Raw genomic sequence first — 26,754 nt, forward strand, 5'->3', positions numbered from 1 at the left:
TGAATAGTTAAGCCGATCGCCGCGTTCCCTCTTACACTATGCGCAGTTATAACATCGTTACTGGAAACCCCAGTCGCCCTGTAGGAGTATTATCGTGATTAGTCTATTCGACATGTTTAAGGTGGGGATTGGTCCCTCATCTTCCCATACCGTAGGGCCTATGAAGGCGGGTAAACAGTTCGTCGATGACCTGGTCGAAAAAGGATTACTGGACAGCGTTACTCGTGTCGCCGTCGACGTGTATGGTTCACTGTCGCTCACGGGTAAAGGTCACCACACCGATATCGCCATTATTATGGGTCTGGCGGGCAATGAGCCTGCTACCGTGGATATTGACAGCATCCCCGGATTTATCCGCGACGTAGAAACGCGTGGACGTCTGCTGCTTGCGCAGGGTCAGCACGAAGTGGATTTCCCGCAGAATGACGGGATGCGTTTTCACAACGGCAACCTGCCGCTGCATGAAAACGGGATGCAGATCCATGCTTACAATGGCGAAACCGTCATTTACAGCAAAACTTACTACTCAATCGGCGGTGGATTCATCGTTGATGAAGAACATTTTGGTCAGGATGCCGCGGGCGAGGTCAGCGTGCCTTATCCGTTCAAATCCGCTACTGAAATGCTGGAATACTGCAACAGCACCGGCCTGTCTCTCTCTGGCATGGCGATGCAGAACGAACTCGCGCTGCACAGTAAAAAAGAGATTGAAGAGTACTTTGGCCACGTCTGGCAGACCATGCAGGCTTGTATTGATCGCGGCATGAACACTGAAGGCGTGCTGCCGGGTCCGCTGCGCGTTCCACGCCGTGCTTCCGCCCTGCGTCGTATGCTGGTTTCCAGCGATAAGCTCTCCAACGATCCGATGAACGTGATCGACTGGGTGAACATGTTCGCGTTGGCAGTTAACGAAGAAAACGCCGCAGGTGGTCGCGTTGTAACTGCACCAACCAACGGTGCTTGCGGTATCGTGCCTGCAGTACTGGCCTATTACGATCATTTCATCGAGTCCGTCAGCCCGGATATCTATACCCGTTATTTCCTGGCTGCCGGCGCGATTGGCGCGTTGTACAAAATGAATGCGTCAATCTCCGGTGCTGAAGTGGGTTGCCAGGGGGAAGTTGGCGTAGCCTGCTCCATGGCTGCCGCGGGTCTGGCTGAACTGTTAGGCGCAAGCCCTGAGCAGGTCTGTGTAGCTGCCGAAATCGGCATGGAGCATAATCTCGGCTTAACCTGTGATCCAGTTGCCGGTCAGGTACAGGTTCCGTGCATTGAACGTAACGCCATTGCTTCCGTGAAGGCGATCAACGCTGCGCGTATGGCAATGCGCCGCACCAGCGCGCCGCGTGTCTCGCTGGATAAAGTCATTGAAACTATGTACGAAACAGGTAAAGACATGAACGCCAAATACCGCGAAACATCACGTGGTGGTCTGGCAATCAAAGTCCAATGTGACTAATACTTAATTTTCGCCCATCTGCGACGGATGGGCGAATTTACCCCCTCACCCTCGTCTACTGTAATTTTCCCCACTACACTTGCTCTGTTGCTGTTGGCTTCTGTGACCAACGGCTTATCGGGCAGCCCGCATGCAAACAGCACAACGGATCATTAAAAACTATCGCCGGAATCGCTTAATCGTCTGCACTGTTTGTGCACTACTGACGCTCATCCTTACATTAGCTGTCCGATTTATTTCGGAGCGTAATTTAAATCATCGCAATATCCTTACCTTTGCCAACCACGCCGTTGAAGAATTGGATGACGTGCTTTTACCCTTACAGGCCGGACGCGATGTGCTGCTGCCGTTGATTGGACTTCCCTGCTCAGTAGCGCGTTTACCCCTGAGTAAGCACGCCGCCAGACTACAGACAGTGCGTTCTATTAATCTGATTCAACGCGGGATCCTCTATTGCTCCAGCATTTTTGGTTATCGCAATGTGCCAGTTCGTCAACTGGAGCCTGAATTACCCAGCCGGGAGCCACAACTGCTGCTGACTACCGACCATTCGTTGATTAAGGGCAGCCCGATTCTGACGCAGTGGTATCCCTCATCTGCCGATGGCGAAGATGGTGTGCTGGAAATCGTGAATATTGATTTATTGTCGTCCATGCTGCTTGAACCTCAACCGCCGTACATTACTAATGCCAGCTTAACCGTCGGTAATCGCCATTTGCTCTATGGACAAGGTGTTGTTGATACGCTCCCTGAACTGAATAATGAAAAACGCTACCAGCTCTCATCGCAACATTTCCCCTATACCATCAGCATCACCGGTCCAGGCGCTAGCGAACTGGCTATCAAACATCTGCCAACACAACTGCCGCTGGCGGTGATCCTGAGTTTATTAGTGGGGTACTTGGCATGGCTGGCGACTGCCAGCAGAATGAGCTTCTCCAGGGAGATAAATCTGGCCCTTGCCGCACGCGAATTCGAGCTGTTTTGCCAACCACTACTTAATGCCCAAACCCGGCAATGTACGGGAGTGGAAATCCTTTTACGCTGGAATAACCCGCGCCAGGGTTGGATTGCTCCCGAAGTATTCATTCCCATCGCTGAAGAGCACAATCTGATTGTGCCATTGACCCGTCATGTCATCGCAGAAACCATTCAGCAGCGGCACGTCTTCCCGATGAGCAGCCAGTTTCATGTTGGGATTAATGTCGCCGCCAGCCATTTTCGTCACGGTATGCTGCTAAAAGATCTCAACCAGTATTGGTTCAGCCAACACCCTATCCAACAGTTAGTTATCGAACTTACCGAACGCGATGCGTTACTTGATGTGGATTATCGGATCGTGCGTGAGTTAAATCGGCTTGGCGTAAAACTGGCGATTGATGATTTTGGCACCGGCAACAGCTCGCTCTCGTGGCTGGAAAAACTTCGGCCGGATGTGCTGAAGATTGATAAATCATTTACTTCGGCAATCGGAACAGACGCCGTGAACTCAACCGTCACAGACATCATTATCGCGTTGGGGAAAAAACTGAATATCGAACTGGTAGCGGAAGGCGTTGAAACACAGGCACAGGCGCAGCATTTACGCCGACATGGCGTACAATTATTGCAAGGTTTTTTGTATGCAAAGCCAATGCCGCTGCGCGATTTTCCTGAATGGCTGGCGGGCAGCACGCCGCCGCCCACCCGGCATAACGGGCGACACAGTATGCCCGTCATGCCGTTTCGCTAAACCCGATTACTCGTCTTCGTCGTGAACGGGTTGTTCTTTAACAATGCGAACTAAATCCACACGATAGTCATTCGCTTCGACAATCGTGATGCTCAACGGTGCAACCTCGATAACATCACCTACGCGTGGAATATGACCGTTAGCCGCAATGACTAAACCTGCCACCGTGGCAATGTCTTCATCTTCATTCACTAACGTATCCACGTCCAGCGCCTGTTGCAACGCATGCAGATCGGTTCCCCCTTTCACCAACCAACCGCCTGCATCAGCAATAATTTCAGGCGTTTCATCGGCATCCGGGAATTCACCGGCGATTGCTTCTAATACGTCCAGCGGCGTCACCAGACCCTGCACGACGCCAAACTCGTTAGTAACGATGACGAAACTACCGCGGGCGCGACGCAGAACGCCTAACAAATTAATCGGGTCCAGCGTTTCCGGGACGACGATAGCCGGGGATGCAGAGGCAATGGCCGCCACATCTACACCGTCTTCCAGCGCCACCAGCAGCTCTTTAGCACGCACGATCCCGATGATTTCATCCAGTTCGCCACGACATACCGGGAACAGACTGTGTGGTGAAGAGAGCAACTGCTCGCGAATTTCCGCCACGCTCAGGTCTGCATCAACCCAGCTAATTTCGCCACGCGGGGTCATAATGCCGCGTAATGAACGCGACGCCAAAGAAAGGACGCCGTTGATCATATAGCGTTCTTCTTCCACAAATGCGCCTTCCGGTACGGGAACCGGCATCGGATTGTCGGATTCCATCTGTGCGCTGGCCTGACGTTTACCGCCCATCAGACGCAGGATTGCATCGGCAGTGCGCGCGCGCAGCGGCAGCGCCGACTGGTGGCGAATAAAGTTACGACGGGCAATCTGGTTAAACAGCTCAATGATGATTGAGAAGCCAATCGCCGCATACAGATAGCCTTTCGGAATATGGAAGCCAAACCCTTCGGCAACCAGACTCAGACCGATCATTAACAGGAAGCTCAGACACAGCACCACCACCGTCGGGTGTTGGTTCACAAATCGTGTCAGCGGCTTGGAAGCGAGCAGCATCACGGCCATAGCAATCACTACCGCCGCCATCATCACTGGCAGATGGTTGACCATACCGACCGCCGTAATTACGGCATCCAGCGAGAACACCGCATCGAGGATGACAATCTGCGTTACAACAACCCAAAAACTCGCATATCCTTTTGTCTGGCCAGTATCATGTTCACGGTTTTCCAGCCGCTCATGCAGCTCTGTCGTAGCCTTGAACAAGAGGAATATACCCCCCAGCAGCATAATCAGATCGCGCCCCGAGAACGCATAGTCCATTACCGTGAACAGCGGCTTAGTTAGCGTCACCATCCACGAAATGACGGACAACAAGCCCAAACGCATAATCAGCGCCAGTGACAGACCGATTAATCGCGCTTTATCTCGCTGTTTTGGCGGCAGCTTATCAGCCAGGATCGCAATGAAGACCAGGTTATCAATACCCAGAACAATTTCGAGAACGACAAGCGTGAGCAAACCCACCCAAATCTGCGGGTCCATTAATAATTCCATGACAAGCTCCTGCTTAAGGAATGACCAAACTGCGCGCTGAGAATCTCAGGCGTTAAAGCGATATGCAGAGAAAATTTGTGGCAAAAAGTGCCAATTTGACAGGCGCAACGCGGCCTGATGGTGAAATGACGTCGGTGACGATCCATATGGTGGGCTACTGCCCTATACTCCTGAGTAATTAAACAGATGCTAAACATAACAGAGACAATCGGTTTTTAGCAAAGATTTACCTTCCTTTGCAATAAGTTGTTTCGGAGATATTTTGCCCTTCGAAATTTCTTTTCATCGGAAGTTAAATTACGGATCTTCATCACATAAGATATTTTTTTCGATATCTAAAATAATTCACGAAAATCATAAGCTTTTCTTTGTAACCCTTATCTGAATCGATTCGATTGCGGACGACGATTCAAATACATCTTCACGTTGATGTGTTAACGATAATAAAGGAGGTAGCAAGTGACCATTGCTATTGTTATAGGCACACATGGTTGGGCTGCAGAGCAGTTACTTAAAACAGCAGAAATGCTGTTAGGCGAGCAGGAAAACGTCGGCTGGATCGATTTCGTTCCAGGCGAAAATGCTGAAACGCTGATCGAAAAGTACAACGCTCAGTTGGCAAAACTCGATACCAGTAAAGGCGTGCTGTTTCTCGTTGACACATGGGGAGGCAGCCCGTTCAACGCTGCGAGCCGCATTGTCGTCGATAAAGAGCATTACGAAGTCATCGCCGGTGTGAACATTCCCATGCTGGTTGAGACCTTCATGGCGCGTGATGACAACCCCAGCTTCGATGAATTAGTGGCACTGGCCGTTGAAACCGGTAGCGAAGGCGTGAAAGCGTTGAAAGCAAAACCGGTGGAAAAAGCCGCTCCTGCTCCGGTCGCTGCGCCAAAAGCAGCAGCGCCCGCCAAACCGATGGGCCCGAACGATTATATGCAGATCGGCCTGGCGCGTATTGATGACCGTTTAATCCATGGTCAGGTGGCAACGCGCTGGACCAAAGAAACCAACGTTACACGCATTATCGTCGTCAGTGATGAAGTTGCTGCCGATACCGTGCGTAAAACGCTGCTGACTCAGGTAGCACCTCCGGGTGTAACAGCACATGTGGTTGATGTCGCAAAAATGATCCGCGTCTACAACAACCCCAAATATGCAGGCGAGCGTGTGATGTTGTTGTTCACCAACCCGACCGACGTAGAACGTATCGTTGAAGGTGGCGTGAAAATTACCTCCGTTAACATTGGTGGTATGGCTTTCCATCAGGGTAAAACCCAGGTAAACAACGCTATTTCTGTTGATGAAAAAGATATCGAAGCGTTTAAAAAATTAAACGCGCGTGGTATTGAGCTGGAAGCCCGTAAGGTCTCCACCGATCAGAAACTGAAAATGATGGATCTGATTGCCAAAGCGGAAAAATAAACGCTCTGGTTGAATCTTTAGCTCTCACACTTAAGTCTGTATAAGCAATAGGAGAAGTACAATGGAGATTACCACTCTTCAGATTGTGCTGGTGTTCATCGTCGCATGTATCGCGGGTATGGAGTCGGTACTCGATGAATTTCAGTTCCACCGTCCGTTGGTGGCCTGTACGCTGATTGGTGCCGTTCTCGGGGATATGAAAACCGGTATTATCATCGGTGGTACCCTGGAAATGATCGCCCTGGGCTGGATGAACATCGGTGCTGCGGTTGCACCTGATGCCGCACTGGCCTCAATTATCTCTACCGTTCTGGTCATCGCGGGTCATCAAAGCATTGGTGCGGGTATCGCACTGGCTATTCCTCTGGCAGCAGCAGGCCAGGTTCTGACCATTATCGTTCGTACCATCACCGTAGCGTTCCAGCACGCGGCGGATAAGGCGGCCGAAAGCGGCAACCTGACGGCGCTATCCTGGATACACGTCTCCTCCCTGTTCCTTCAGGCAATGCGCGTTGCAATCCCTGCGGTAATCGTGGCTATCTCCGTCGGTACCAGTGAAGTTCAGGGCATGTTGAACGCCATTCCGGAAGTTGTTACCGGTGGTCTGAACATTGCAGGCGGTATGATCGTAGTGGTTGGTTATGCAATGGTCATCAACATGATGCGCGCAGGCTACCTGATGCCGTTCTTCTACCTCGGCTTCGTCACCGCGGCATTTACTAACTTCAACCTGGTTGCTCTGGGTGTGATTGGCGCAGTAATGGCCATCCTCTACATTCAGTTGAGCCCGAAATATAACCGCGTAGCCGGTGCACCTGCGCAAGCAGCTGGCAATAACGATCTCGATAACGAACTGGACTAACAGGTGAGCGAAATGGTTGATATGACTAAAACTACCACCGAGAAAAAACTCACCCAGAGTGATATTCGTGGCGTGTTCCTTCGTTCTAACCTGTTTCAGGGTTCATGGAACTTCGAACGTATGCAGGCGCTGGGTTTTTGTTTCTCCATGATACCGGCGATCCGCCGTTTGTACCCGGAAAACAACGACGCGCGAAAGCAAGCTATTAAGCGTCATCTGGAATTCTTTAACACCCATCCGTACGTAGCGGCCCCGGTACTGGGCGTAACGTTGGCGATGGAGGAGCAACGTGCAAACGGTGCAGAGATTGACGATGGTGCTATCAACGGTATCAAAGTTGGTCTGATGGGGCCGCTGGCAGGCGTGGGTGACCCGATCTTCTGGGGTACCGTACGTCCGGTCTTCGCCGCGCTCGGCGCAGGTATCGCGATGAGCGGCAGCCTGCTTGGACCATTGCTCTTCTTTGTTCTGTTTAACCTGGTACGTCTCGCGACCCTTTATTACGGAGTGGCGTACGGCTACCGTAAAGGTGTCGATATCGTTAAAGATATGGGCGGCGGCTTCCTGCAGAAACTGACTGAGGGGGCGTCAATTCTCGGCCTGTTTGTCATGGGGGCATTGGTTAACAAATGGACGCACGTCAACATCCCGCTGGTGGTTTCCACTATCACCGGTCAGGATGGCCAGACTCGCGTCACCACCGTGCAGACAATCCTTGACCAGCTGATGCCGGGCCTGGTTCCGTTGCTGCTGACGTTCGCCTGTATGTGGCTGCTGCGTAAGAAAGTGAACCCACTGTGGATCATCATTGGCTTCTTCGTCATCGGTATCGCGGGCTACGCTGTCGGCCTGCTCGGCCTGTAAGACTGTTGTACATCACCGGGGGCTTGCCCCCGGTTTTTCTATTTAGAGGGTTGAGGATTCATGACTATCACGGACCTGGTGCTGGTTCTTTTTATCTTGTCGCTGCTGGCGTATGCCATTTACGATCAGTTCATCATGCCCCGACGCAATGGCCCCACTCTGCTTACTGTCGTCCTGCTTCCTCGCAGCAGAGTCGACGGCGTTATCTTCCTTGGCTTGGTAGCTATTCTTATCTATAACAACATCACCAGCCACGGCGCGCAATTTACCACATGGTTATTATGCGCACTGATATTGATGGGGTTGTATCTGTTCTGGATCCGTACGCCAAAAATCATCTTTAAGCAAAAAGGCTTTTTCTTCGCCAATGTCTGGATTAAATATAATCGCATTAAAGAAATGAATTTATCTGAAGACGGTGTACTGGTGATGCAATTAGAACATCGAAGATTACTTATTCGCGTACGAAATATAGACGATCTCGAAAACATATATAAACTTTTAATTTCAAATCAATGAGTTATGAATATAGCCTGAACTATGTTTTTATATATCAATGCAAAAACAAACATAGCTAAGGCTATATTTCATCATCAGTAATGTTATTAATTTTAACGTTTTATCTATAAATAAATCTAAATGAAAATCGTTTTCAATTAGAGTCGAAATATTATTTCTGCATTTCTTGTTTTATATTCTAAAAATATGTTAAGGTTGCGCCCGTCGTTGGGGAGTAGCCGATTTCCAGATTCCGGAAATGTACGTGTCAACATACTCGTTGAAAAACGTGGCACGTACGGACTGAACTTACAGGTTCAGTCAGGCGAGACCATAGGCACATCAACTGCAATGCATATTTGAATGGCGCTGTATTTACAGTGATTCCAGCTTGTATGCATGGTTACTGGGGGCAGTGATGTGTTTTATGGATACCCCGGTCAGGACGCTGTTATGAATCTTACCGCTACCGTTCTTCTCGCTTTCGGCATGTCGATGGATGCTTTTGCTGCATCAATTGGCAAAGGTGCCTCCCTGCATAAACCCAAATTTTCTGAAGCACTGCGTACTGGCCTTATTTTCGGCGCAGTTGAAACGCTCACGCCATTGATTGGCTGGGGCATGGGGATGCTCGCCAGCAAATTTGTGCTGGAGTGGAACCACTGGATCGCCTTCATTCTGCTGATGTTTTTAGGTGGGCGAATGATAATCGAAGGTTTTCGCGATAACAGTGATGAAGATGAAGAGCCGCAACGCCGTCACGGTTTCTGGCTGCTGGTCACCACCGCCATCGCCACCAGTCTCGACGCAATGGCCGTCGGGGTGGGTCTGGCTTTCCTGCAGGTCAACATTATTGCCACAGCGCTGGCCATCGGCTGTGCCACGTTGATTATGTCCACACTCGGCATGATGATCGGTCGTTTCATTGGCCCGATGCTGGGCAAACGAGCTGAAATTTTGGGCGGGGTGGTACTGATTGGTATCGGTGCCCAGATCCTCTGGGCACACTTTCACGGTTAACTCAGTCGCTGCCAGACATGAATACTAAAGTCTGTCTGGCAATCAAACTGTGTTTTCCCCGTTAAGGCTTCCCACACCTCCGGCTTTGCCCGCCAGGCGAACGGCGTCATCTGCAGCAATGCCACAGCCTCACTGCCTTTGAGCTGCATTTGATATCCCAGTGCAATACTCTGTTGCAGGGCAAAACCATCAAGCTGCTCAGTGTGTGGCGCATGCAGCCGCACCTCATCATAAATCAGTCCTTTCAGCTCCATTAAATGACGCGGGCCCGGCGTGGCGGTAATTACCCAGCCACCCGGTTTAACCACGCGAGCCAGCTCCTGTGCTTTGCAGGGGGCGTAGATCCTGATGATGGCATCCATTGATTCGTCGGCAAATGGCAGACGGTGGCTGGAGGCAACACAAAAGGTCACCTGAGGATAACGTCGCGCCGCAGCTTTAATTGCTGCTTTGGAGACATCAAGACCAAAGGTTGTACAGCCCGCCAGCGCATCGGCAAACGCATGGGTGTAATACCCTTCCCCACAGCCAATATCCAGGATCGCTGCATCTTCGGAATTCGACTTCTCTTTAAGCACATTCACAATCGCATCGCGCAGCGGCTGATAGTGGCCAGCATCAAGAAATGCCCGGCGCGCCTGCATCATTTCAGCGCTATCGCCTGGATCCCGCGACCGCTTATGCTGAACCGGCAGTAAGTTAACATACCCTTCTTTCGCCACGTCAAACTGGTGCCGCCCGGGACAGACAAAACTGTTATTCGCTTGAGTAAGAGGCTGGTGGCAAAGAGGACAGGAAAACGACATGACAACTCCGGCAGGTGACTTAAGGGCGCAAGTGTAACGCGAATTGCGCCCAGGGAAAATAACTTACAGCGACGGTGAGTTTACGTTGCTGGCGTGCATCACCACCAGATGATCGGAGTTGGCCGGCATGCCATCTGGCTTTACATTTTCCAGACGCAGGACATCGCCCATTATCTGACTGAACACTGGCGCGGAAACGGCTCCCCCGTAGTAAGCGCCGTTTTGCGGGTTATTAATCACCACTACCAGCGCAAATTTTGGGTCGCTCGCTGGCGCAACGCCTGCCGTATAAGCCACGTATTTGTCGACATATTTACCGTCATCACCAATTTTCTTTGCCGTTCCGGTCTTAACCGCTACGCGATAATCTCTAACCGCAGCTTTGGTTCCCCCGCCGCCGGGTAGCGCGACGCTCTCCATCATATGTTCAACCTGGTGAACCAACGCCTCCGGCATCACCCGCGTACCTATTACTGGCGGATCGATACGCGTAATAGAAAGGGGGCGGTAAATACCAAAACTGCCGATGGTGGCATAAACATGCGCCAACTGGAGCGGCGTCACCATTAGCCCGTAGCCAAATGCAAAGGTGGCCCGATCCAAATCGCTCCAGTAGCGACGTTGCGGCATTAAACCGCTACTTTCCCCGGTTAACCCCAGTCCGGTAGGATCGCCAAAGCCAAAGCGTTTATAGGTATCCAGTAGTTTCTGGATCGGCATAGCCAGCGAGAGGTGTGATACACCGGTATCGCTCGATTTCTGCAAAATCCCGGTCAGCGATAACTCAGGGTAAAACCCGACATCGCGGATGCGATGTCCATCCAGATTAAAAGGATGTGTATCAATGACGCTATCAGGCTGCACAATCCCTTGCTGCAGTGCAGTCATGATCACCAGCGGTTTAACAGTTGAACCGGGTTCAAAAGTGTCGCTAATTGCACGGTTGCGAAAATCATCCAGCACCGCACCATCACGGTTATTGGGATTGAAGTCGGGAAAGCTTGCCATGGAGAGTATTTCGCCGGTGGCAATATTGACCAACACCGCAGCTCCAGATTCCGCTTTATTCCATGTTACGGCATTGTCCAGCGCATCTTCAGTAACTGTCTGCAAACGTTCATCAATACTGAGCTGTAATTCGTGCGCCGGCACCGGCATCACTTCGGTGATATTTTCGATGACATGGCCAAATTTATCTTTCCGTACCAGGCGGGAGCCAGGTTTGCCCATCAACTGGCTGTTAAAGCTTTTCTCCAGGCCTTCAATTCCCTGACCATCAATATTGGTAAAGCCAATCAAATTGGCCGCAACATGCCCGGCGGGATAGAATCGACGCGACTCTTCGCGCAAATTGATACCCGGGAGATTAAGATCATCGATCCACTGCGCCTGCTGAGGAGAGATCTGGCGCGCAAGATAGATAAAGCGGCCAGTTGGATTGCTGTTAACACGTTCAGCCAGCGTGGCGAGCGAAATATGCAGGGTCTTAGCTAATGCCTGCCAGCGTTCGTTATAGCCAACACCACCTTTGCTGACAATCGTCTTCGGATCGGCCCAGACAGCGTTAACCGGAACGCTTACCGCCAGCGGCCGCCCTTCTCTGTCGGTGATCATTCCGCGTGGAGAGGCAATCGACACTTCACGTAACGAACGCATGTCTTCCTGTTTTACCAGATTCGTCGGCGTGACTATTTGCAGCCACGCAACCCGACCGAGCAGCAATCCAAGACTCAATAATATTGCCACGCAAAGCAGGGCAAAACGTACGGGAGTAAAATTGCGCGCATCGCCGTCGTTTTTCTTTTTCACCCAATCTCCAGCAAGATAGTTTTTCAGGTGTCTGATTTAACGAGAAATGACGTAAGAATGCGGGGAAAACTATGCTACGAACATCACGCCTTTGCAACAAAGCGCTAATGGAAGGGCATTCAGTAATATTTTGACGTAATCTGAATTAAAAAGCCCCGCAGAAGCGAGGCTTTATATCTGAGATGGAGGCGCAAAAGCGCTTCAAATCAGTGGTGTCGATCAGATAGCTGTTACGTTAACAGCAGCCGGACCTTTCTGGCCGTCCTGAATTTCGAACTCAACGTTCTGGCCTTCAGCCAGAGTTTTGAAGCCGTTACCCTGGATAGCGGAGAAGTGTACAAACACGTCTTTGCTGCCATCAGCCGGAGTAATGAAACCAAAACCTTTAGACTCGTTGAACCACTTAACTTGACCTTTAATCTTTGCCATTTGCAAAATTCCTTAGAGTATTTTCTTCGCCCGCGGGCGTAACATAGATAAAACTGAGACATTACTGCTTGAGGCACTAATATAAGGTTCGGCAGAGAAGCGGTATTCAACGTCAACGTGTTTACTCAGGACTTCTTTACTGAAAATGCCACACATAAACAGAACTGTACCTCGTTTAACCCAAAACGTGTTATCACATACAACGTTAATAATGGCAAGCCATTTTTAAACGTGTCTCGATCGGTCGCACAAATCCTGTCTTTCATCAAACAGCAACTGCACAGTTATGCGCCAGGCCGAGTAGAGATATATTCTCGTGCCTCTCCCCTTACCCCGCATGGTTGGCACCATTGCAGAGACATTTCTACCATAGCTCAATAGCTTCGGTTGTTCCAGGTTATCTGTAACGGGTTCTGCCCTATATCATTTTTTATGCTTAGTAATGCATAAAATATCACAAGCGTAGAAATGGGATCCGTCTTCTTGTTTTGCACCAAAATAATGAAAGAATGATGACAAGGCACAAAAAAAGTAAGAGAAACGTTTCGCTGCTAATAAAACGATCATTATCACAAAAATGACATAATCATATTTTTAACGTATGGGATATTATATTTAGATCAGGCCAGGGATAAGATATTAATTAGGCGGAGTCTCTGAAAATACTGGGAGTCCATGTCAGTCCACCGCTAATTACACGTCGGGGACAGAAGAAAAAAATCTGACACGCTTAAGACAGGATGAAGTAACTGGAAGCAACATCCGCAGTACCTCACCCTGTCATACTTATTTACCGCTCGGCTACCAGGCGGATGATGTCATCGTCTTCTTGCCTGGCAGTCAGTGCAGCAGGCTCTGCTACTTTCTCGGGTTCGTTAGCTTCACAAAGTCGACGGAGTAAAGCGTTCTGTCTTTTTTGCTGATCTAACAATGCTTCAAGCAGCTCAATCTGCTCGTTGGTACGCGAACTTGCCCGATTGATGAAAAACCATAGAACAAGCCCGACAATCAAAACCACCACTGATACCGCTAAAGACGCAAAACTCAACGCGCCTGAATTCAAAACTTCGTTCATTTCACCACCTCAATGTAGACGGCATAGTTTACCACTGCCGCACAAGAAGGTAATCAACTGTTGCGAAAATGCGCTTACCAGGGAATAAACTTATTAATGGCACAAATACCGCTGAAAAATTGTACGTCCTGATCGCACATGATGTTGAGCACCTGCGCCCACATCAGTATGCATACCAGTACAACAACAATCAGCACTACCCAGCGAATCTTTTTCACTCCAGCTCCACTCTTCAATCCTACATCTTATGTCTATAAATTATCATGCGTTACCTAAACCCAGCGTTAACTGTATCGGCATTCAATCTTTTTAGGAATGATTGACTTGTTTCATACCGTGTACAGGCTAATCTAATAACAACGAAAAAAGATAAGAGGTTGTAATGCGTCTGATTATCCGCGCTATTGTGTTGTTAGCTCTGGTTTGGATCGGTTTATTACTGAGCGGCTACGGTATCTTGATTGGAAGTAAGGAGAATGCTGCGGGTCTGGGCCTGCAATGCCAATATCTGACCGCTCGCGGCACCAGCACCGCACAGTACGTCCACACTGATAGCGGTATCATTGGCCTGTCGGATTGTCCTCTGTTAAGGAAAAGCACGGTTATTATCGACAACGGCTAATATAGCAACAATTCGTTCACAACGTTATTTTTGCCAACTCACGTTATAATTTTTCATAAAAAACCCCTGGTACAAAATACCAGGGGTTTTGTCATTAGCGATGACGTCAGTTCAGAACGGATAGTCGTTATAGCCCATTTGTTCTGAAATCTTGCGCGCCGCCGTATGCAGCATTGCCACATACTCGTGTAAACGTTCTTCAGAGAAACGCAGCGTTGGGAATGAAATACTCAGGCCCGCAATAACCACGCCGAAACGGTCAAACACTGGTACGCCGATGCAACGCAGGCCTTCTTCCTGTTCTTCGTTATCTTCGCCATAACCTTGCTCACGTACTTTATCCAGCAGTACCAGTAATTCATCGGTATTCGTAATGGTACGATCGGTGCTGCGTTTGTACTCAATACCATCCAGAATCTGCTTCACTTCATCGCGGTCACGCCATGCCAGCAGAACTTTACCAATAGCTGTACTGTATAGCGGATTACGACGACCAACGCGAGAATACATGCGCAGATTGTACATGGAATCGATTTTATGAATGTAGACGATGCTGTCTTCATCCAGCGCACCGAGGTGAACTGTCTCTTTGGTCAGGCGTGAAAGTTCGCGCATCTGAATGTCAGCGCTACGGATAAGATCAACGTTTTGCAACGCGCGCGCGCCTAGCTCGAATAATTTCAGGGTCAGAGAGTATTTCTCAGACTCTCCTTCTTGTGCCACATAACCCAGCGTTTTCATGGTCTGCAAAAAGCGATAAACGGTGCTTTTCGACATCATGACGCGTTGCGACAACTCGGTAATACCAATCTCGCGCTCTTCACCCAGCGCCTGCAGAATGCCAAAAACTTTCAGCACGGAAGATACAGAATCGGGTTGCTTATCCAGATCTGCGATAGCCATTTACCACCTCATTGCGAGTGTTTTATAAAAATCAGAACCGGTTTTTATTATAATTTCACGTCCCCCCACTCGCAATCGCTCTTTGCTTACTTAGTTACAAATCTGCGACCTAACGCCTGAATATCAATGCTAAAATCATTATCCTCTTCATAAATACCGACAATATTGATTTTCTATGGAAAAAATTCAGGCCGATGGTCTGCCATTGCCCCAGCGATATGGCGCAATTTTAACCATTGTAATTGGGATTTCTATGGCAGTACTCGACGGCGCAATAGCAAACGTAGCCCTGCCAACTATCGCCGCCGATCTTCAGGCCTCACCAGCAAGCTCAATATGGATCGTGAACGCCTATCAAATTGCTATCGTCGTTTCGCTTCTGTCACTCTCTTTTTTAGGCGATATGTTTGGTTACCGACGCATTTATAAGTGTGGTCTGGTCGTGTTCTTGCTGGCATCGCTATTCTGTGCCTTGTCTGATTCGTTACATATGCTGACGCTGGCGCGCATCGCCCAGGGTTTTGGCGGCGCGGCGCTAATGAGCGTGAATACGGCATTGATCCGACTCATTTACCCACAGCATCAGCTTGGGCGTGGGATGGGTATTAACTCCTTTATTGTTGCGGTCTCCTCGGCAGCGGGTCCAACTATTGCCGCGGCAATTCTCTCTATCGCCTCGTGGAAATGGCTGTTTCTGATTAACGTCCCGTTGGGAATAATCGCACTGCTGCTGGCTATGCGCTTTTTACCCCCCAATGCGTCCCGCAGCAATAAACCACGCTTTGACCTGCCGAGTGCAGTGATGAATGCCTTAACGTTTGGTTTGCTGATCACCGCCCTCAGCGGTTTTGCACAAGGACAGTCGCTAAAACTTATTGGTGCTGAGATTGTGGCACTGATCGTTGTAGGTTTTTTCTTTATCCGCCGTCAGCTCGCCTTGCCAGTACCCTTATTGCCGGTTGATCTGCTACGCATTCCGCTGTTTTCACTCTCGATTTGTACCTCAATCTGTTCTTTCAGCGCGCAAATGCTGGCATTAGTTTCCTTGCCCTTTTTTATGCAAACGGTACTCGGGCGCAGCGAAGTCGAAACGGGTCTGCTGTTGACGCCATGGCCACTGGCAACCATGGTGATGGCTCCTCTCGCGGGATATCTGATTGAACGCGTTCACGCCGGACTATTGGGTGCGCTGGGCATGGCAGTGATGGCGAGCGGTTTGTTTTCGCTGGTACTGCTACCCACTTCGCCCTCTGATTTTAATATCATCTGGCCAATGATTTTGTGCGGCGCGGGCTTTGGCTTGTTTCAGTCACCGAACAACCACACTATCATCACCTCCGCGCCGCGTGAGCGCAGCGGTGGGGCAAGCGGTATGCTGGGGACGGCGCGCTTACTAGGTCAAAGTACAGGGGCCGCGCTGGTCGCACTAATGCTCAACCAATTCGGTGACAGCGGAACGCACGTCTCGCTGATAACAGCTGGCATTCTGGCCTCGCTGGCAGCCATCGTGAGCGGCCTGCGTATTACGCAACCGCGAATTCAGGCATAAAAAAAGCGCGTCTGTCGACGCGCTCTTCAGTTAGTCTGCTGCAGATTATTTCAGATATTCTCCGCTGCGCAGCGCTTCAATACGTTTATCCAACGGCGGGTGAGTCATAAACAGCTCACTCAACGACTTGGATTTGCCGTTGATGCAAAACGCCATCATGCTGGTCGCTTCCTGCGGCTCATAGCTGGTTTTCAGACGCTGCAGCGCGGCGATCATTTTCTCACGCCCTACCAATTTTGCAGAACCGGCATCCGCATGGAATTCACGATGACGTGAGAACCACATGGTAATGATGCTCGCCAGAATACCAAACACCAGTTCCAGCACCGTCGCCACCGCAAAGTAGATCAACGGGTTACCGTTGCTACCCTCACCCTCATCACGGTTTCCACCCATAAAGCCAGCGGCAATTTGCGCCAGAATACGTGAGATAAAGATAACGAAGGTGTTTACAACCCCCTGAATGAGCGTCATGGTCACCATATCACCATTGGCAATGTGGCTGATCTCATGCGCGATAACGGCTTCGGCTTCATCAGGGCTCATGTTTTGCAACAGGCCAGTACTCACAGCCACCAGCGAAGCATCCCGGCGCGCACCGGTAGCAAATGCGTTAATATCTGGCGCATGGTAGATTGCAACCTGCGGCATTGCGATCCCGGCCTGACGGGCCTGATTCGCTACCGTATTCATCAACCAGCGTTCTCTTTCATTGCGGGGCTGTTCGATCACTTCCCCACCGACGGATTTTAACGCCATCCATTTGGACATCAGCAGAGAAATGAAGGAACCACCAAAACCAAACAGCAGTGCCATGATCAACAAGCCTTGAACGCTGCTTGACTGAATCCCTGTCAGGCTCAATACCAGCCCGAAAACGACCATCACAGCCAGGTTCGTCAGCAGGAAGAGCGCGATTCGCATCATAATTTTCTTTTAACCTCAATTTAACAAAACGCACTATGCGATTACCCATATCGTATGGGTCTTACGGCTATTTTCAAGCATCCATCGGTGCTAAGTCACCAGAAAAACACAACTTTACATTTTATCGTATCAGACTGACGTCTTCATGCGCTTGTTAAAAAAAACAGGCACAATTTCTTGTGCCTGTTTGAGGTTATTGACTGGTTGCGGGCTGTTCCGCTGGCTTCTCTTTCTCAAGATGCGCCAGATCAAGCGCGATTTTTACCGTTTCATCCAGGTACGGATCCGGCTCCTGGTAATCCTTCGGCAGATCGTCCAGTTTCTTCAAAGGCGGTTTGCCTTCACGCTTAAACCGATCGTTGATACGCGCCAGACGCATTGCGTCATCTTCGTTATTCTCTTTTTCACGCTGAGCGTAATTCAGAGAAGCGATGTTGCGCTTATCCTTCATCGCATTGAAACGCGCAATATCCTTCATGATGTACTGGAACTCAGGATCGTTGGCGATACGCGCATTGTGCTCTTTCAACAATTCAGGTCCAAACGGCGTCAGATTCTCTGATTTGGTGTAGGTCGCAGCATCAATGCTATCCCACGGCAACGCGTTATCTTCAAACTTCTCACCGGTTTCTGTTTCTTCATTACCTGTCGGCATGATGATATCCGGCGTAACGCCCTTACGCTGCGTACTGCCACCGTTGACACGGTAGAATTTCTGGATCGTATACTGAACAGAGCCCAACGCCGGCCATTCCGGACGCAGCATCTGATCGTAAATACGGTTCAGGGAGCGATATTGCTGGACGGTACCTTTCCCGAAGGTCGGTTCACCGACAATGAGCGCACGACCATAATCCTGCATTGCCGCAGCAAAAATTTCTGATGCCGAAGCACTGAAACGATCGACTAACACCACCAGCGGGCCTTTGTAATACACGACGCCGTCGGTATCGCTGTCCTCACGCACTTTACCGTTATTGTCACGAACCTGAACAACCGGACCGGATGGAATGAACAGACCGGAAAGCGAAACTGCTTCAGTCAGCGCGCCGCCACCATTGGTACGCAGATCGATAATGACGCTGCTGACGTTCTGTTTTTCCAGCTTCTGCAGCTGAACTTTGACGTCATCCGTCAGGCCAACATAAAAGCCGGGAATATCCAGTACGCCGACCTTTTCTTTGCCAACGGTTTTCACGGACATTTTCACAGCGCGGTCTTCGAGACGAATACGTTCACGCGTTAACGTTACGATGCGCGTTTTGGTACCCTTACCAGCAGGCAGGATTTCAAGGCGCACTTTGCTGCCTTTCGGTCCTTTGATCAGTGCCACCACGTCATCCAGACGCCAGCCAATCACGTCGACCATGCCTTTACCGGTCTGACCCACGCCGACAATACGGTCACCAACGCTTATCGCTTTGCTCTTGGCTGCAGGGCCACCCGCCACCATGGAATTGATGACGGTGTAGTCATCATCCATTTGCAGAACCGCGCCAATACCTTCCAGAGACAGGCTCATTTCAGTATTGAACTGTTCAGTATTGCGTGGAGAGAGATAGTTAGTATGCGGGTCGATTTCACGGGCAAAAGCCGTCATCGCCAGAGAAAAAACATCTTCGCTATTGGTCTGCGCCAGACGGCGAATCGCAGACTTGTAGCGGCGAGTCAGCGTTTCACGAATTTCCGCATCGGTTTTACCGGTCAGCTTCAGGCTGAGTTCGTCAAATTTAACCTTGCTGTCCCACAGCGCGTTAAGCTCTGCTTCGCTCTTTGGCCACGGAGCTTTGCTCCGGTCGAGGTTAAACGTGTCGGTACCGGTAAAATCCATTGGCCGTGCCAGCACGCTTAATGCGTACTGATAACGTTCAAATCGGCGTTTTTGCGCCAGATTATAGAGGTCGTAAAAGACATCCAGCTTGCCGCTACGCAATTCATCGCCAAGAACCGTTTTCTTCTTTGCAAACTGTTCGATATCGCTCGCCAACAGCACGTTGTGGCTGTAGTCGAGCAGATTCAAATAGCGGTCAAAAATTTTCGCCGAAAACGCCTGATCCAGATCGAACTGACGATAGTGTGAACGCGTAAAACGCGATGTAACACGCTCACTTACCGTCGCATGCTGGGTTTCTTCCTTTAAGACGGGGATTTGATCGGCACGCGTGATGTCTTCCACAGCAAGTGCCTGGCCTGCTAATGCAAGCAGACCAGCTAACGCAGTAAGCCTAAAAAAAGTGTTCATGCCAGGCCTGGCCTCCGTTTCAGAACACCAGGTGTTCTGCGCGTACAATCAAAGACATACCCGAATTCAGCTGTACACGGACGCCATCTTTGGTGATTTCTAATACGGTGGCATCCATCGCATTATTTCCTGCTTTCACCTTCAGAGACTGCCCTACCGTCAGCACTGAAATATCAGATACCGGGGTATGCTGTTCTTCACGAGGAGCACGCGGTGCTTTTGCTGCTGGTTTTTCAGCGCGAGGTTTACGCTCAGCACCTTCTTTACGACGCGGAGCAGGACGCGGCTTGCGCTCGCGACGCGGTGCGTCTTCTTTTTCCCCGGCAGCAGCGGCCGCTTCGCGTTTTTTCGCCTGTTGTTCAGCGCGTTGCGCCTGAACGCGGGCTTTAGCTTCTTCCAGCTGTTTGCGAGCATGTTCCACGTGCTGTTCATCCAGCTCACCACAAGGGTTGCCGTCGAGATCCACACGCGTTGCGCCCAATTTAACGCCATACAGATAGCGCCAGCTTGAAGTATAGAGACGTAAGGCTGAACGGAGCTGTGTCTTGCTGAGGTTCATTTCGCCCTCAACACGCTCTACCAGATCCTGAAAAATGCCAATTTTCAGTGGGCGCGCTTCGCCTTCCGCACTAAAGCACTGCGGGAAGCGTTCGGCCAGAAACGCGATGACTTCTTTACTGCTATTCAACTTAGGTTGATTTTCCATGAAATTTCCTGATTACAACGGACGTAGCCAACAAGCGCAGGCATGAACAGGCGACATTATAATGACGTCATCAGTAATTGCTACGTTATCCGTTGATTATCCTGCGACGCGCGCAAAGAATTTTTTGTAATCCGTCGTTGCAAGCACGGTTTCAAGCTGTGCCACCAGCGTCCGCAGCCCCCGTTCATCTTCCTCAGTAAAACGGCCAAACGCCGTGCTATCAATATCCAGCACGCCGATGATCTGATTGTCGACGGTGATTGGCAGGACGATTTCAGCGTTGCTGGCGGCATCGCAGGCGATGTGCCCGTCAAAAGCATGTACGTCCTCAATACGCTGAACCTGGTTCTGCGCCACGGCGGTACCACATACTCCGCGCCCCACCGGAATCCGCACACAGGCGATTTTCCCCTGGAAAGGCCCCAGCACCAGCGTATCGTTTTCGAGCAGATAAAAACCGGCCCAATTTACTTCTGCAAGACGCTCGAACAACAACGCGCTGGTATTTGCCAGCGTTGCCAGAAAACTAGTCTCACCTGCCATTAATGCCTGAAAATCACGGTTCAGATCCGTGTATAGCTCTATTTTGTTCATTATGTAATCACTTAGTTGTCTTACCTAAAACTGCAGCCTACTAAAATAAACATTAAATGCGTTAATGCTCAAGATCATTCCCGTCATGAGTTAAGATAACATTACTTCAACAATTTGATTCGCGATACATGGCCTTAACGACACCACGCATCACGCCGACTAAAAAAATAGCCATCAGGTCCATTGGTGATGCACTTCCTCGTGCGAATTACCATCGCTGCCCTGAATGTGACCTGATCTTTAGTTTGCCTAAAATGCGTTCACACCAAAGTGCATTTTGCCCACGCTGTCAGGCAAGAATTCGTGACGGACGCGACTGGTCACTAACGCGGCTGGCGGCAATGGCTTTCGCCATGCTGCTGCTGATGCCCTTTGCCTGGGGAGAGCCGCTCCTGCACATCTATCTGTTAGGTGTACGCATTGACGCCAATGTGCTGCAGGGCATCTGGCAAATGACCCGTCAGGGCGATCCACTCACCGCATCCTTCGTGCTATTTTGCGTGGCTGGTGCGCCGCTAATTCTCGTGACCTCAATTGCTTATCTGTGGTTTGGCAATATTCTCGGGATGAACCTGCGCCCGGTACTGTTGATGCTGGAAAGGCTTAAAGAGTGGGTGATGCTCGATATCTATCTTGTGGGTATTGGCGTCGCATCAATCAAAGTTCAGGACTATGCTTTTTTGCAACCCGGTGTGGGGCTGTTTGCTTTTATCGCGCTGGTGATCCTCAGTATTTTGACGTTGTCGCACCTCAACGTAGAGCAGCTTTGGGACCGATTTTATCCGCAAAGACCGGCCCGTCGCCCTGATGAAAAGCTCCGCGTCTGCCTCGGTTGTCACTTTACAGGTTATCCGGACGCGCGAGGTCGCTGCCCTCGTTGCCATATCCCGTTGCGTTGGCGCAGGAACCAAAGTATTCAAAAGTGTTGGGCGGCTCTTCTGGCCTCGATTGTCCTGCTTTTGCCTGCTAATCTGCTGCCCATCTCGGTAATATATGTCAACGGTGGTCGACAGGAGGACACCATCCTGTCAGGCATAATGTCTTTGGCAAACAGTAACGTCGGCGTGGCGGCGATCGTTTTTATCGCCAGTATTCTGGTGCCATTCACCAAAGTGATTGTGATGTTTACGTTGCTCATCAGCATTCATTTTAACTGCGAGCAAGGATTGCGTACCCGCATCAAACTGCTGCGCATGGTGACCTGGATTGGTCGCTGGTCGATGTTGGACCTCTTTGTTATCGCGTTAACCATGTCACTGATTAATCGCGATCAGATTCTTGCTTTTACTATGGGACCGGCTGCGTTTTATTTCGGCGCGGCGGTAATATTGACTATTCTTGCTGTGGAATGGCTGGACAGCCGATTACTTTGGGATGCACATGAGTCAGGAAACGCCCGCTTCGCAGACTGAAGCGCAGATTAAAACAAAACGTCGTATCTCTCCGTTCTGGCTGCTGCCGTTGATCGCATTGATGATTGCAGGTTGGCTGATCTGGGGGAGCTATGAAGATCGCGGCAATACCGTGACCATTGACTTCATGTCTGCGGACGGCATTGTGCCCGGACGCACGCCCGTTCGTTATCAGGGCGTTGAAGTGGGCACAGTACAAGATATCAACCTCAGCAAAGATCTGCGTAAAATTGAAGTCCGCGTCAGCATCAAATCGAGCATGAAAGATGCACTGCGCAAAGATACTCAGTTCTGGCTTGTTACACCGAAAGCGTCGCTGGCTGGGGTTTCGGGTCTGGATGCGTTGGTTGGTGGTAACTATATCGGCATGATGCCCGGAACCGGCGAGGAAGAAGATCATTTCGTCGCCCTCGATACGCAGCCCAAATATCGTCTTGATAATGGCGATTTGATGCTGCATCTGCGGGCGCCTGACCTCGGTTCGCTTAATAGCGGTTCACTGGTTTATTTCCGTAAGATTCCGGTCGGTCGGGTGTATGACTACGCCATTAACCCCAATCATCAGGGGGTAACCATCGACGTGTTGATTGAACGTCGCTTTACCAACCTGGTGAAAAAAGGCAGCCGCTTCTGGAACGTATCCGGCGTGAATGCGGATGTCAGCCTCAGTGGCGCAAAGGTAAAACTGGAAAGTCTGGCCGCGCTGGTCAATGGTGCGATTGCTTTTGATTCGCCGGAAGACTCAAAACCCGCGGCTGCCGACGACACGTTTGGTTTATATCAGGATCTCGCGCACAGCCAGCGCGGGGTAATTGTCAAACTTGATTTACCCAGCGGAGACGGACTCAAGGCAGGCTCAACGTCACTGATGTATCAAGGATTAGAGGTCGGTCAGCTTACCAAACTGGATTTAAATCCGGGCGGGAAAGTCACCGGCGAAATGACGGTCGACCCCAGCGTCGTAACGCTGCTGCGCGACAACACGCGGATCGAATTACACAGCCCTAAATTATCGTTAAACGATGCCAATCTCAGCTCACTGCTGACGGGTAAAACGTTTGAACTGGTCCCCGGCGAAGGCGAGCCGCGTAGCCAGTTTACTGTTATTCCCGCAGAGAAGTCGTTGTTACACGATCCAGGCGTCATGACATTTACGCTGACCGCACCGGAGAGTTACGGTATTGAAGCCGGCCAGCCGCTGATCCTCCACGGCGTACAGGTCGGTCAGGTTATTGAGCGTACGCTTTCCAGCAAAGGCGTCTCATTTATCGTTGCCATCGAACCGCAGCATCGCTCGCTGGTGCAAGGCGACAGTAAATTCGTGGTCAACAGCCGGGTGGATGTCAAAGTCGGACTGGATGGTGTGGAATTCCTTGGTGCCAGCGCCAGTGAGTGGCTCAGCGGCGGCATTCGCATTTTGCCAGGCACCAAAGGCGAAATGCAAAAAAGCTACCCGCTGTATGCCAACCTGGAAAAAGCAATTGAAAACAGCCTGAGCGATCTGCCAACCACCACGGTCAGCCTGAGCGCCGAAACGCTGCCGGATGTGCAGGCCGGTTCGGTGGTGCTCTACCGCAAATTTGAGGTCGGTGAAGTGATTAGCGTTCGTCCGCGCGCCGATGCGTTTGATATCGATCTGCATATCAAACCGGAATATCGCAATTTGTTGACCAGCAACAGCGTGTTCTGGGCCGAAGGCGGTGCAAAGGTTCAGCTCAACGGCAGCGGTTTAACCGTACAAGCATCTCCCCTGTCGCGCGCACTCAAAGGGGCTATCAGCTTTGATAACTTAAGTGGCGCCAGCGCCAGTCAACGCAAAGGCGACAAGCGTATTTTGTATGCTTCCGAAACCGCCGCGCGTGCGGTGGGCGGTCAGATAACCCTGCACGCGTTCGATGCCGGTAAACTCGCGGCCGGCATGCCGATTCGCTATCTTGGGATCGATATTGGTCAGATCCAGACGCTTGAGCTCATCACCGCCCGTAACGAAGTTCAGGCAAAAGCGGTTCTGTATCCGGAATATGTGCAGACCTTTGCCCGAAGCGGTACGCGCTTCTCCGTGATCACGCCGCAAATTTCGGCGGCGGGCGTGGAGCATCTGGATACCATCCTGCAGCCGTATATCAACGTTGAACCAGGACGCGGCAACCCGCGCCGTGATTTTGAGCTACAGGAAGCCACGATTACCGACTCTCGTTACCTCGATGGTCTGAGTATTGTGGTGGAAGCGCCGGAAGCCGGTTCGCTGAATATCGGTACGCCAGTGCTGTTCAGAGGCATTGAAGTGGGGACCGTCACCGGGCTGACGCTGGGTTCTCTTTCTGACCGTGTGATGGTTGCCATGCGCATTAGCCAGCGCTATCAGCACCTGGTGCGCAACAATTCCGTGTTCTGGCTGGCATCCGGATACAATCTCGACTTCGGTTTGACCGGCGGCGTCGTGAAAACCGGTACGTTCAACCAGTTCATTCGCGGTGGTATCGCCTTCGCCACGCCACCGGGTACGCCACTCGCCCCGAAAGCGCAGTCGGGTAAACACTTCCTGCTGCTCGAAAGCGAACCGAAAGAGTGGCGTGACTGGGGAACCGCCCTGCCACGTTAATCTCTCCTCTGCTCCGGCGTAAATACTCGCGCCGGAGCACTCCTACCCGTCATACTTCAAGTTGCATATGCGTTAGGTACTCTCGTTTACCCCAGTCACTTACCAGATTCCTGCAACTCGAATTATTTAGGGTATATGCTACACTGCGCACCTGTTTTTTTGCCGGTGGTACCAAGTGGCTTATTTTCCCGACGCCTTTCTGACCCAAATGCGTGAAGCAATGCCTTCCACGCTGTCATTCGATGATTTTCTCGCTGCCTGCCAGCGCCCGCTGCGCCGTAGTATCCGCGTCAACACGCTGAAAATTTCCGTTGCCGATTTCCTCACGCTGACCGCGCCTTACAACTGGTCGCTCACTCCGGTTCCTTGGTGTGCTGAAGGTTTCTGGATTGAACGCGATGATGAAGAGTCACTGCCGCTCGGTAGCACCGCAGAGCATTTAAGCGGTCTGTTTTATATTCAGGAAGCCAGCTCAATGCTGCCGGTCGCCGCGCTGTTTGCCGAAGGCAACACCCCGGAACGAGTTATGGATGTTGCGGCAGCGCCAGGTTCTAAAACCACGCAAATTGCCGCAAAAATGAATAATCAGGGCGCGATTCTTGCGAATGAGTTTTCCGCCAGTCGCGTCAAAGTCCTGCATGCCAATATCAGCCGTTGTGGGATAGCCAATGTCGCGCTCACCCATTTTGACGGCCGCGTATTTGGCGCAGCGTTGCCTGAATCCTTTGATGCCATTTTGCTGGACGCCCCATGTTCCGGCGAAGGCGTGATGCGTAAAGACCCCGATGCGCTGAAAAACTGGTCGCCAGAAAGTAATCTGGAAATTGCCGCGACTCAGCGCGAACTGCTCGACAGCGCCTTTCACGCTCTGCGGCCCGGCGGCACGCTGGTTTATTCCACCTGTACGCTTAACCGTGACGAAAATGAAAACGTCATGCAGTGGTTGATTGAGACTTACCCGGATGCAGTCGAATTTTTGCCACTGGGCGATTTATTCCCGGAAGCCGAACGCGCCCTGACGCCGGAAGGCTTTCTGCACGTGTTCCCGCAAATCTACGATTGCGAAGGTTTCTTCGTTGCACGTTTGCGCAAAACAGCCGCCATCCCTCCATTACCGACGCCAAAGTACAAAGTGGGTAACTTCCCTTTCAGCCCACTTAAAGGACGTGAATCCGCGCTTGTTACTCAGGCCGCTAACGCCTGTGGATTGCAGTGGGGAGGCACTTTGCGTCTGTGGCAGCGTGATAAAGAGATTTGGCTGTTTCCAACAGACATTGAACCACTGATCGGCAAAGTTCGTTTTTCCCGACTCGGCGTCAAACTGGCTGAAACACACAATAAAGGTTACCGCTGGCAGCATGAAGCCGTCATCGCGCTCGCCAACCCAAATCATAGCCATGCGTTTGAACTGACCCTTACCGAAGCTGAAGAGTGGTACCGCGGCCGGGATGTCTACCCACAAACCGCACCAACGAGTGACGACGTACTGGTTACATTCCAGCACCAACCAATCGGTCTGGCAAAACGTATTGGTTCGCGATTAAAGAATAGCTATCCACGCGATCTTGTCCGGGATGGCAAACTCTTTACAAGGTAACGCACGTTTTTACTGGCGCTTTTGCTAACGTTGACTACGCTGAAAAATGGACGGC

25 protein-coding genes and 1 riboswitch are annotated in these 26,754 nt (G+C 50.8%); of the genes, 12 read left to right on the top strand and 13 right to left on the bottom strand.

The annotated features are described in order from the left end of the window. The first annotated feature begins 94 nt into the window (after positions 1-94). Complete coding sequence (sdaA, locus tag OGY15_RS14965) at positions 95-1,459, top strand: L-serine ammonia-lyase (protein ID WP_003833765.1); 1,365 nt, start codon at positions 95-97, stop codon at positions 1,457-1,459. A gap of 130 nt (positions 1,460-1,589) precedes the next feature. After that, positions 1,590-3,191: a cyclic di-3',5'-guanosine monophosphate phosphodiesterase PdeD gene (pdeD, locus tag OGY15_RS14970; protein ID WP_151219458.1), complete on the top strand. Its 1,602-nt coding sequence runs from the start codon at positions 1,590-1,592 to the stop codon at positions 3,189-3,191. A 6-nt stretch (positions 3,192-3,197) separates the two neighbouring features. On the opposite strand, the gene yoaE is transcribed toward pdeD, so the two are convergent. Further along, a complete protein-coding gene (yoaE, locus tag OGY15_RS14975) occupies positions 3,198-4,757 on the bottom strand; it encodes a CNNM family cation transport protein YoaE (RefSeq protein ID WP_151219459.1) in 1,560 nt (519 codons plus the stop codon). Next, positions 4,745-4,954 carry a protein YoaL gene (locus OGY15_RS24845; protein WP_373276875.1) on the bottom strand — a complete coding sequence of 70 codons (210 nt, stop codon included), beginning with the start codon at positions 4,952-4,954 and terminating at the stop codon, positions 4,745-4,747. Before OGY15_RS24845 ends, yoaE begins: the two co-directional genes overlap by 13 nt. 262 nt (positions 4,955-5,216) lie before the next feature. Here OGY15_RS24845 and manX point away from each other — a divergent pair, with 262 nt between their 5' ends. From manX to mntP, 5 genes are all read left to right on the top strand, one after another. Continuing rightward, complete coding sequence (gene manX, locus OGY15_RS14980; RefSeq protein ID WP_187252293.1) at positions 5,217-6,182, top strand: PTS mannose transporter subunit IIAB; 966 nt, start codon at positions 5,217-5,219, stop codon at positions 6,180-6,182. A gap of 61 nt (positions 6,183-6,243) precedes the next feature. Continuing rightward, the gene (gene manY / locus OGY15_RS14985; protein WP_151219460.1) at positions 6,244-7,044 is read left to right on the top strand and encodes a PTS mannose transporter subunit IIC; all 801 of its coding nucleotides are present in this window, start codon (positions 6,244-6,246) and stop codon (positions 7,042-7,044) included. 12 nt (positions 7,045-7,056) lie between these two features. Beyond that, positions 7,057-7,908, top strand: a complete 852-nt coding sequence (locus OGY15_RS14990; protein ID WP_151219461.1) for a PTS mannose transporter subunit IID — start codon at positions 7,057-7,059, stop codon at positions 7,906-7,908. A 60-nt stretch (positions 7,909-7,968) separates the two neighbouring features. Next, a complete protein-coding gene (locus tag OGY15_RS14995) occupies positions 7,969-8,427 on the top strand; it encodes a DUF986 family protein (protein WP_286539844.1) in 459 nt (152 codons plus the stop codon). 197 nt (positions 8,428-8,624) lie between these two features. Next, positions 8,625-8,729: riboswitch (yybP-ykoY riboswitch) on the top strand. A 130-nt stretch (positions 8,730-8,859) separates the two neighbouring features. Then, positions 8,860-9,426, top strand: a complete 567-nt coding sequence (gene mntP, locus OGY15_RS15000) for a manganese efflux pump MntP (protein ID WP_151219462.1) — start codon at positions 8,860-8,862, stop codon at positions 9,424-9,426. Here mntP and rlmA read toward each other — a convergent pair. The 6 genes from rlmA to mgrB all read right to left on the bottom strand — a co-directional run bounded on the left by rlmA (position 9,423) and on the right by mgrB (position 13,763). Continuing rightward, positions 9,423-10,232: a 23S rRNA (guanine(745)-N(1))-methyltransferase gene (gene rlmA, locus OGY15_RS15005; protein WP_286539847.1), complete on the bottom strand. Its 810-nt coding sequence runs from the start codon at positions 10,230-10,232 to the stop codon at positions 9,423-9,425. The two genes, mntP and rlmA, sit on opposite strands and share 4 nt — an antisense overlap. Positions 10,233-10,295: 63 nt before the next feature. Next, positions 10,296-12,041, bottom strand: a complete 1,746-nt coding sequence (ftsI2, locus tag OGY15_RS15010; protein ID WP_187252289.1) for a peptidoglycan DD-transpeptidase FtsI2/PBP3(PARA) — start codon at positions 12,039-12,041, stop codon at positions 10,296-10,298. A gap of 219 nt (positions 12,042-12,260) precedes the next feature. After that, complete coding sequence (cspE, locus tag OGY15_RS15015) at positions 12,261-12,470, bottom strand: transcription antiterminator/RNA stability regulator CspE (protein ID WP_001062678.1); 210 nt, start codon at positions 12,468-12,470, stop codon at positions 12,261-12,263. A gap of 12 nt (positions 12,471-12,482) precedes the next feature. Continuing rightward, positions 12,483-12,626, bottom strand: coding sequence for a DUF2627 domain-containing protein (locus tag OGY15_RS15020; RefSeq protein WP_151219465.1), 144 nt, complete (start codon positions 12,624-12,626; stop codon positions 12,483-12,485). Positions 12,627-13,260: 634 nt separating this feature from the next. Then, positions 13,261-13,545: a YebO family protein gene (locus tag OGY15_RS15025; RefSeq protein ID WP_151219466.1), complete on the bottom strand. Its 285-nt coding sequence runs from the start codon at positions 13,543-13,545 to the stop codon at positions 13,261-13,263. Positions 13,546-13,619: 74 nt separating this feature from the next. Then, on the bottom strand, positions 13,620-13,763 hold the full coding sequence (mgrB, locus tag OGY15_RS15030; RefSeq protein WP_151219467.1) for a PhoP/PhoQ regulatory lipoprotein MgrB: 144 nt from the start codon (positions 13,761-13,763) through the stop codon (positions 13,620-13,622). 164 nt (positions 13,764-13,927) lie between these two features. Here mgrB and OGY15_RS15035 point away from each other — a divergent pair, with 164 nt between their 5' ends. Next, positions 13,928-14,167: a YobH family protein gene (locus tag OGY15_RS15035; RefSeq protein WP_003841988.1), complete on the top strand. Its 240-nt coding sequence runs from the start codon at positions 13,928-13,930 to the stop codon at positions 14,165-14,167. Positions 14,168-14,278: 111 nt separating this feature from the next. Here the strand turns inward: OGY15_RS15035 and kdgR are convergent, their stop codons facing one another. Next, the gene (gene kdgR / locus OGY15_RS15040) at positions 14,279-15,070 is read right to left on the bottom strand and encodes a DNA-binding transcriptional regulator KdgR (protein ID WP_003833778.1); all 792 of its coding nucleotides are present in this window, start codon (positions 15,068-15,070) and stop codon (positions 14,279-14,281) included. A gap of 175 nt (positions 15,071-15,245) precedes the next feature. On the opposite strand from kdgR, the gene OGY15_RS15045 reads away from it, so the two are divergent. Beyond that, entirely contained in the window at positions 15,246-16,619 is a 1,374-nt protein-coding gene (locus OGY15_RS15045) for an MFS transporter (protein ID WP_187252288.1), read from the top strand. A 45-nt stretch (positions 16,620-16,664) separates the two neighbouring features. Here OGY15_RS15045 and htpX read toward each other — a convergent pair whose 3' ends face one another. From htpX to msrC, 4 genes are all read right to left on the bottom strand, one after another. Beyond that, a complete protein-coding gene (gene htpX, locus OGY15_RS15050; protein ID WP_003034964.1) occupies positions 16,665-17,546 on the bottom strand; it encodes a protease HtpX in 882 nt (293 codons plus the stop codon). Positions 17,547-17,739: 193 nt separating this feature from the next. Continuing rightward, positions 17,740-19,788 carry a carboxy terminal-processing peptidase gene (gene prc / locus OGY15_RS15055; RefSeq protein ID WP_286539855.1) on the bottom strand — a complete coding sequence of 683 codons (2,049 nt, stop codon included), beginning with the start codon at positions 19,786-19,788 and terminating at the stop codon, positions 17,740-17,742. 19 nt (positions 19,789-19,807) lie between these two features. Next, a complete protein-coding gene (gene proQ, locus OGY15_RS15060; RefSeq protein ID WP_003833781.1) occupies positions 19,808-20,494 on the bottom strand; it encodes an RNA chaperone ProQ in 687 nt (228 codons plus the stop codon). 96 nt (positions 20,495-20,590) lie between these two features. Then, positions 20,591-21,088 (bottom strand): free L-methionine (R)-S-oxide reductase MsrC, encoded by a 498-nt coding sequence (gene msrC / locus OGY15_RS15065; RefSeq protein ID WP_252837672.1) that lies wholly within the window; start codon positions 21,086-21,088, stop codon positions 20,591-20,593. Between the two features lie 128 nt (positions 21,089-21,216). On the opposite strand from msrC, the gene yebS reads away from it, so the two are divergent. The 3 genes from yebS (at position 21,217) to rsmF (ending at position 26,699) form a co-directional block, all read left to right on the top strand. Next, positions 21,217-22,500 carry a membrane integrity lipid transport subunit YebS gene (gene yebS, locus OGY15_RS15070; RefSeq protein ID WP_151219471.1) on the top strand — a complete coding sequence of 428 codons (1,284 nt, stop codon included), beginning with the start codon at positions 21,217-21,219 and terminating at the stop codon, positions 22,498-22,500. Further along, positions 22,469-25,102, top strand: coding sequence for a PqiB family protein (locus OGY15_RS15075; protein ID WP_187258835.1), 2,634 nt, complete (start codon positions 22,469-22,471; stop codon positions 25,100-25,102). The genes yebS and OGY15_RS15075 overlap by 32 nt, the downstream gene beginning before the upstream one ends. A 175-nt stretch (positions 25,103-25,277) precedes the next feature. Next, entirely contained in the window at positions 25,278-26,699 is a 1,422-nt protein-coding gene (gene rsmF, locus OGY15_RS15080; protein WP_151219472.1) for a 16S rRNA (cytosine(1407)-C(5))-methyltransferase RsmF, read from the top strand. Positions 26,700-26,754 lie beyond the last annotated feature (55 nt).

The sequence above is a fragment of the Citrobacter sp. Cu231 genome (assembly GCF_030332265.1).
Classification (GTDB): Bacteria; Pseudomonadota; Gammaproteobacteria; order Enterobacterales; family Enterobacteriaceae; genus Citrobacter; species Citrobacter meridianamericanus.

What these genes read in the sequence shown, in the direction of transcription:
- pdeD (WP_151219458.1), top strand. Translation starts at nt 1,590, where the DNA reads ATGCAAACAGCACAACGGATCATTAAAAACTATCGCCGGAATCGCTTA.
- yoaE (WP_151219459.1), bottom strand. Translation starts at nt 4,757, where the DNA reads ATGGAATTATTAATGGACCCGCAGATTTGGGTGGGTTTGCTCACGCTT.
- OGY15_RS24845 (WP_373276875.1), bottom strand. Translation starts at nt 4,954, where the DNA reads ATGTTTAGCATCTGTTTAATTACTCAGGAGTATAGGGCAGTAGCCCAC.
- manY (WP_151219460.1), top strand. Translation starts at nt 6,244, where the DNA reads ATGGAGATTACCACTCTTCAGATTGTGCTGGTGTTCATCGTCGCATGT.
- OGY15_RS14990 (WP_151219461.1), top strand. Translation starts at nt 7,057, where the DNA reads ATGGTTGATATGACTAAAACTACCACCGAGAAAAAACTCACCCAGAGT.
- OGY15_RS14995 (WP_286539844.1), top strand. Translation starts at nt 7,969, where the DNA reads ATGACTATCACGGACCTGGTGCTGGTTCTTTTTATCTTGTCGCTGCTG.
- mntP (WP_151219462.1), top strand. Translation starts at nt 8,860, where the DNA reads ATGAATCTTACCGCTACCGTTCTTCTCGCTTTCGGCATGTCGATGGAT.
- rlmA (WP_286539847.1), bottom strand. Translation starts at nt 10,232, where the DNA reads ATGTCGTTTTCCTGTCCTCTTTGCCACCAGCCTCTTACTCAAGCGAAT.
- cspE (WP_001062678.1), bottom strand. Translation starts at nt 12,470, where the DNA reads ATGGCAAAGATTAAAGGTCAAGTTAAGTGGTTCAACGAGTCTAAAGGT.
- OGY15_RS15020 (WP_151219465.1), bottom strand. Translation starts at nt 12,626, where the DNA reads ATGTGTGGCATTTTCAGTAAAGAAGTCCTGAGTAAACACGTTGACGTT.
- OGY15_RS15025 (WP_151219466.1), bottom strand. Translation starts at nt 13,545, where the DNA reads ATGAACGAAGTTTTGAATTCAGGCGCGTTGAGTTTTGCGTCTTTAGCG.
- OGY15_RS15035 (WP_003841988.1), top strand. Translation starts at nt 13,928, where the DNA reads ATGCGTCTGATTATCCGCGCTATTGTGTTGTTAGCTCTGGTTTGGATC.
- kdgR (WP_003833778.1), bottom strand. Translation starts at nt 15,070, where the DNA reads ATGGCTATCGCAGATCTGGATAAGCAACCCGATTCTGTATCTTCCGTG.
- OGY15_RS15045 (WP_187252288.1), top strand. Translation starts at nt 15,246, where the DNA reads ATGGAAAAAATTCAGGCCGATGGTCTGCCATTGCCCCAGCGATATGGC.
- htpX (WP_003034964.1), bottom strand. Translation starts at nt 17,546, where the DNA reads ATGATGCGAATCGCGCTCTTCCTGCTGACGAACCTGGCTGTGATGGTC.
- prc (WP_286539855.1), bottom strand. Translation starts at nt 19,788, where the DNA reads ATGAACACTTTTTTTAGGCTTACTGCGTTAGCTGGTCTGCTTGCATTA.
- proQ (WP_003833781.1), bottom strand. Translation starts at nt 20,494, where the DNA reads ATGGAAAATCAACCTAAGTTGAATAGCAGTAAAGAAGTCATCGCGTTT.
- msrC (WP_252837672.1), bottom strand. Translation starts at nt 21,088, where the DNA reads ATGAACAAAATAGAGCTATACACGGATCTGAACCGTGATTTTCAGGCA.
- yebS (WP_151219471.1), top strand. Translation starts at nt 21,217, where the DNA reads ATGGCCTTAACGACACCACGCATCACGCCGACTAAAAAAATAGCCATC.
- OGY15_RS15075 (WP_187258835.1), top strand. Translation starts at nt 22,469, where the DNA reads ATGAGTCAGGAAACGCCCGCTTCGCAGACTGAAGCGCAGATTAAAACA.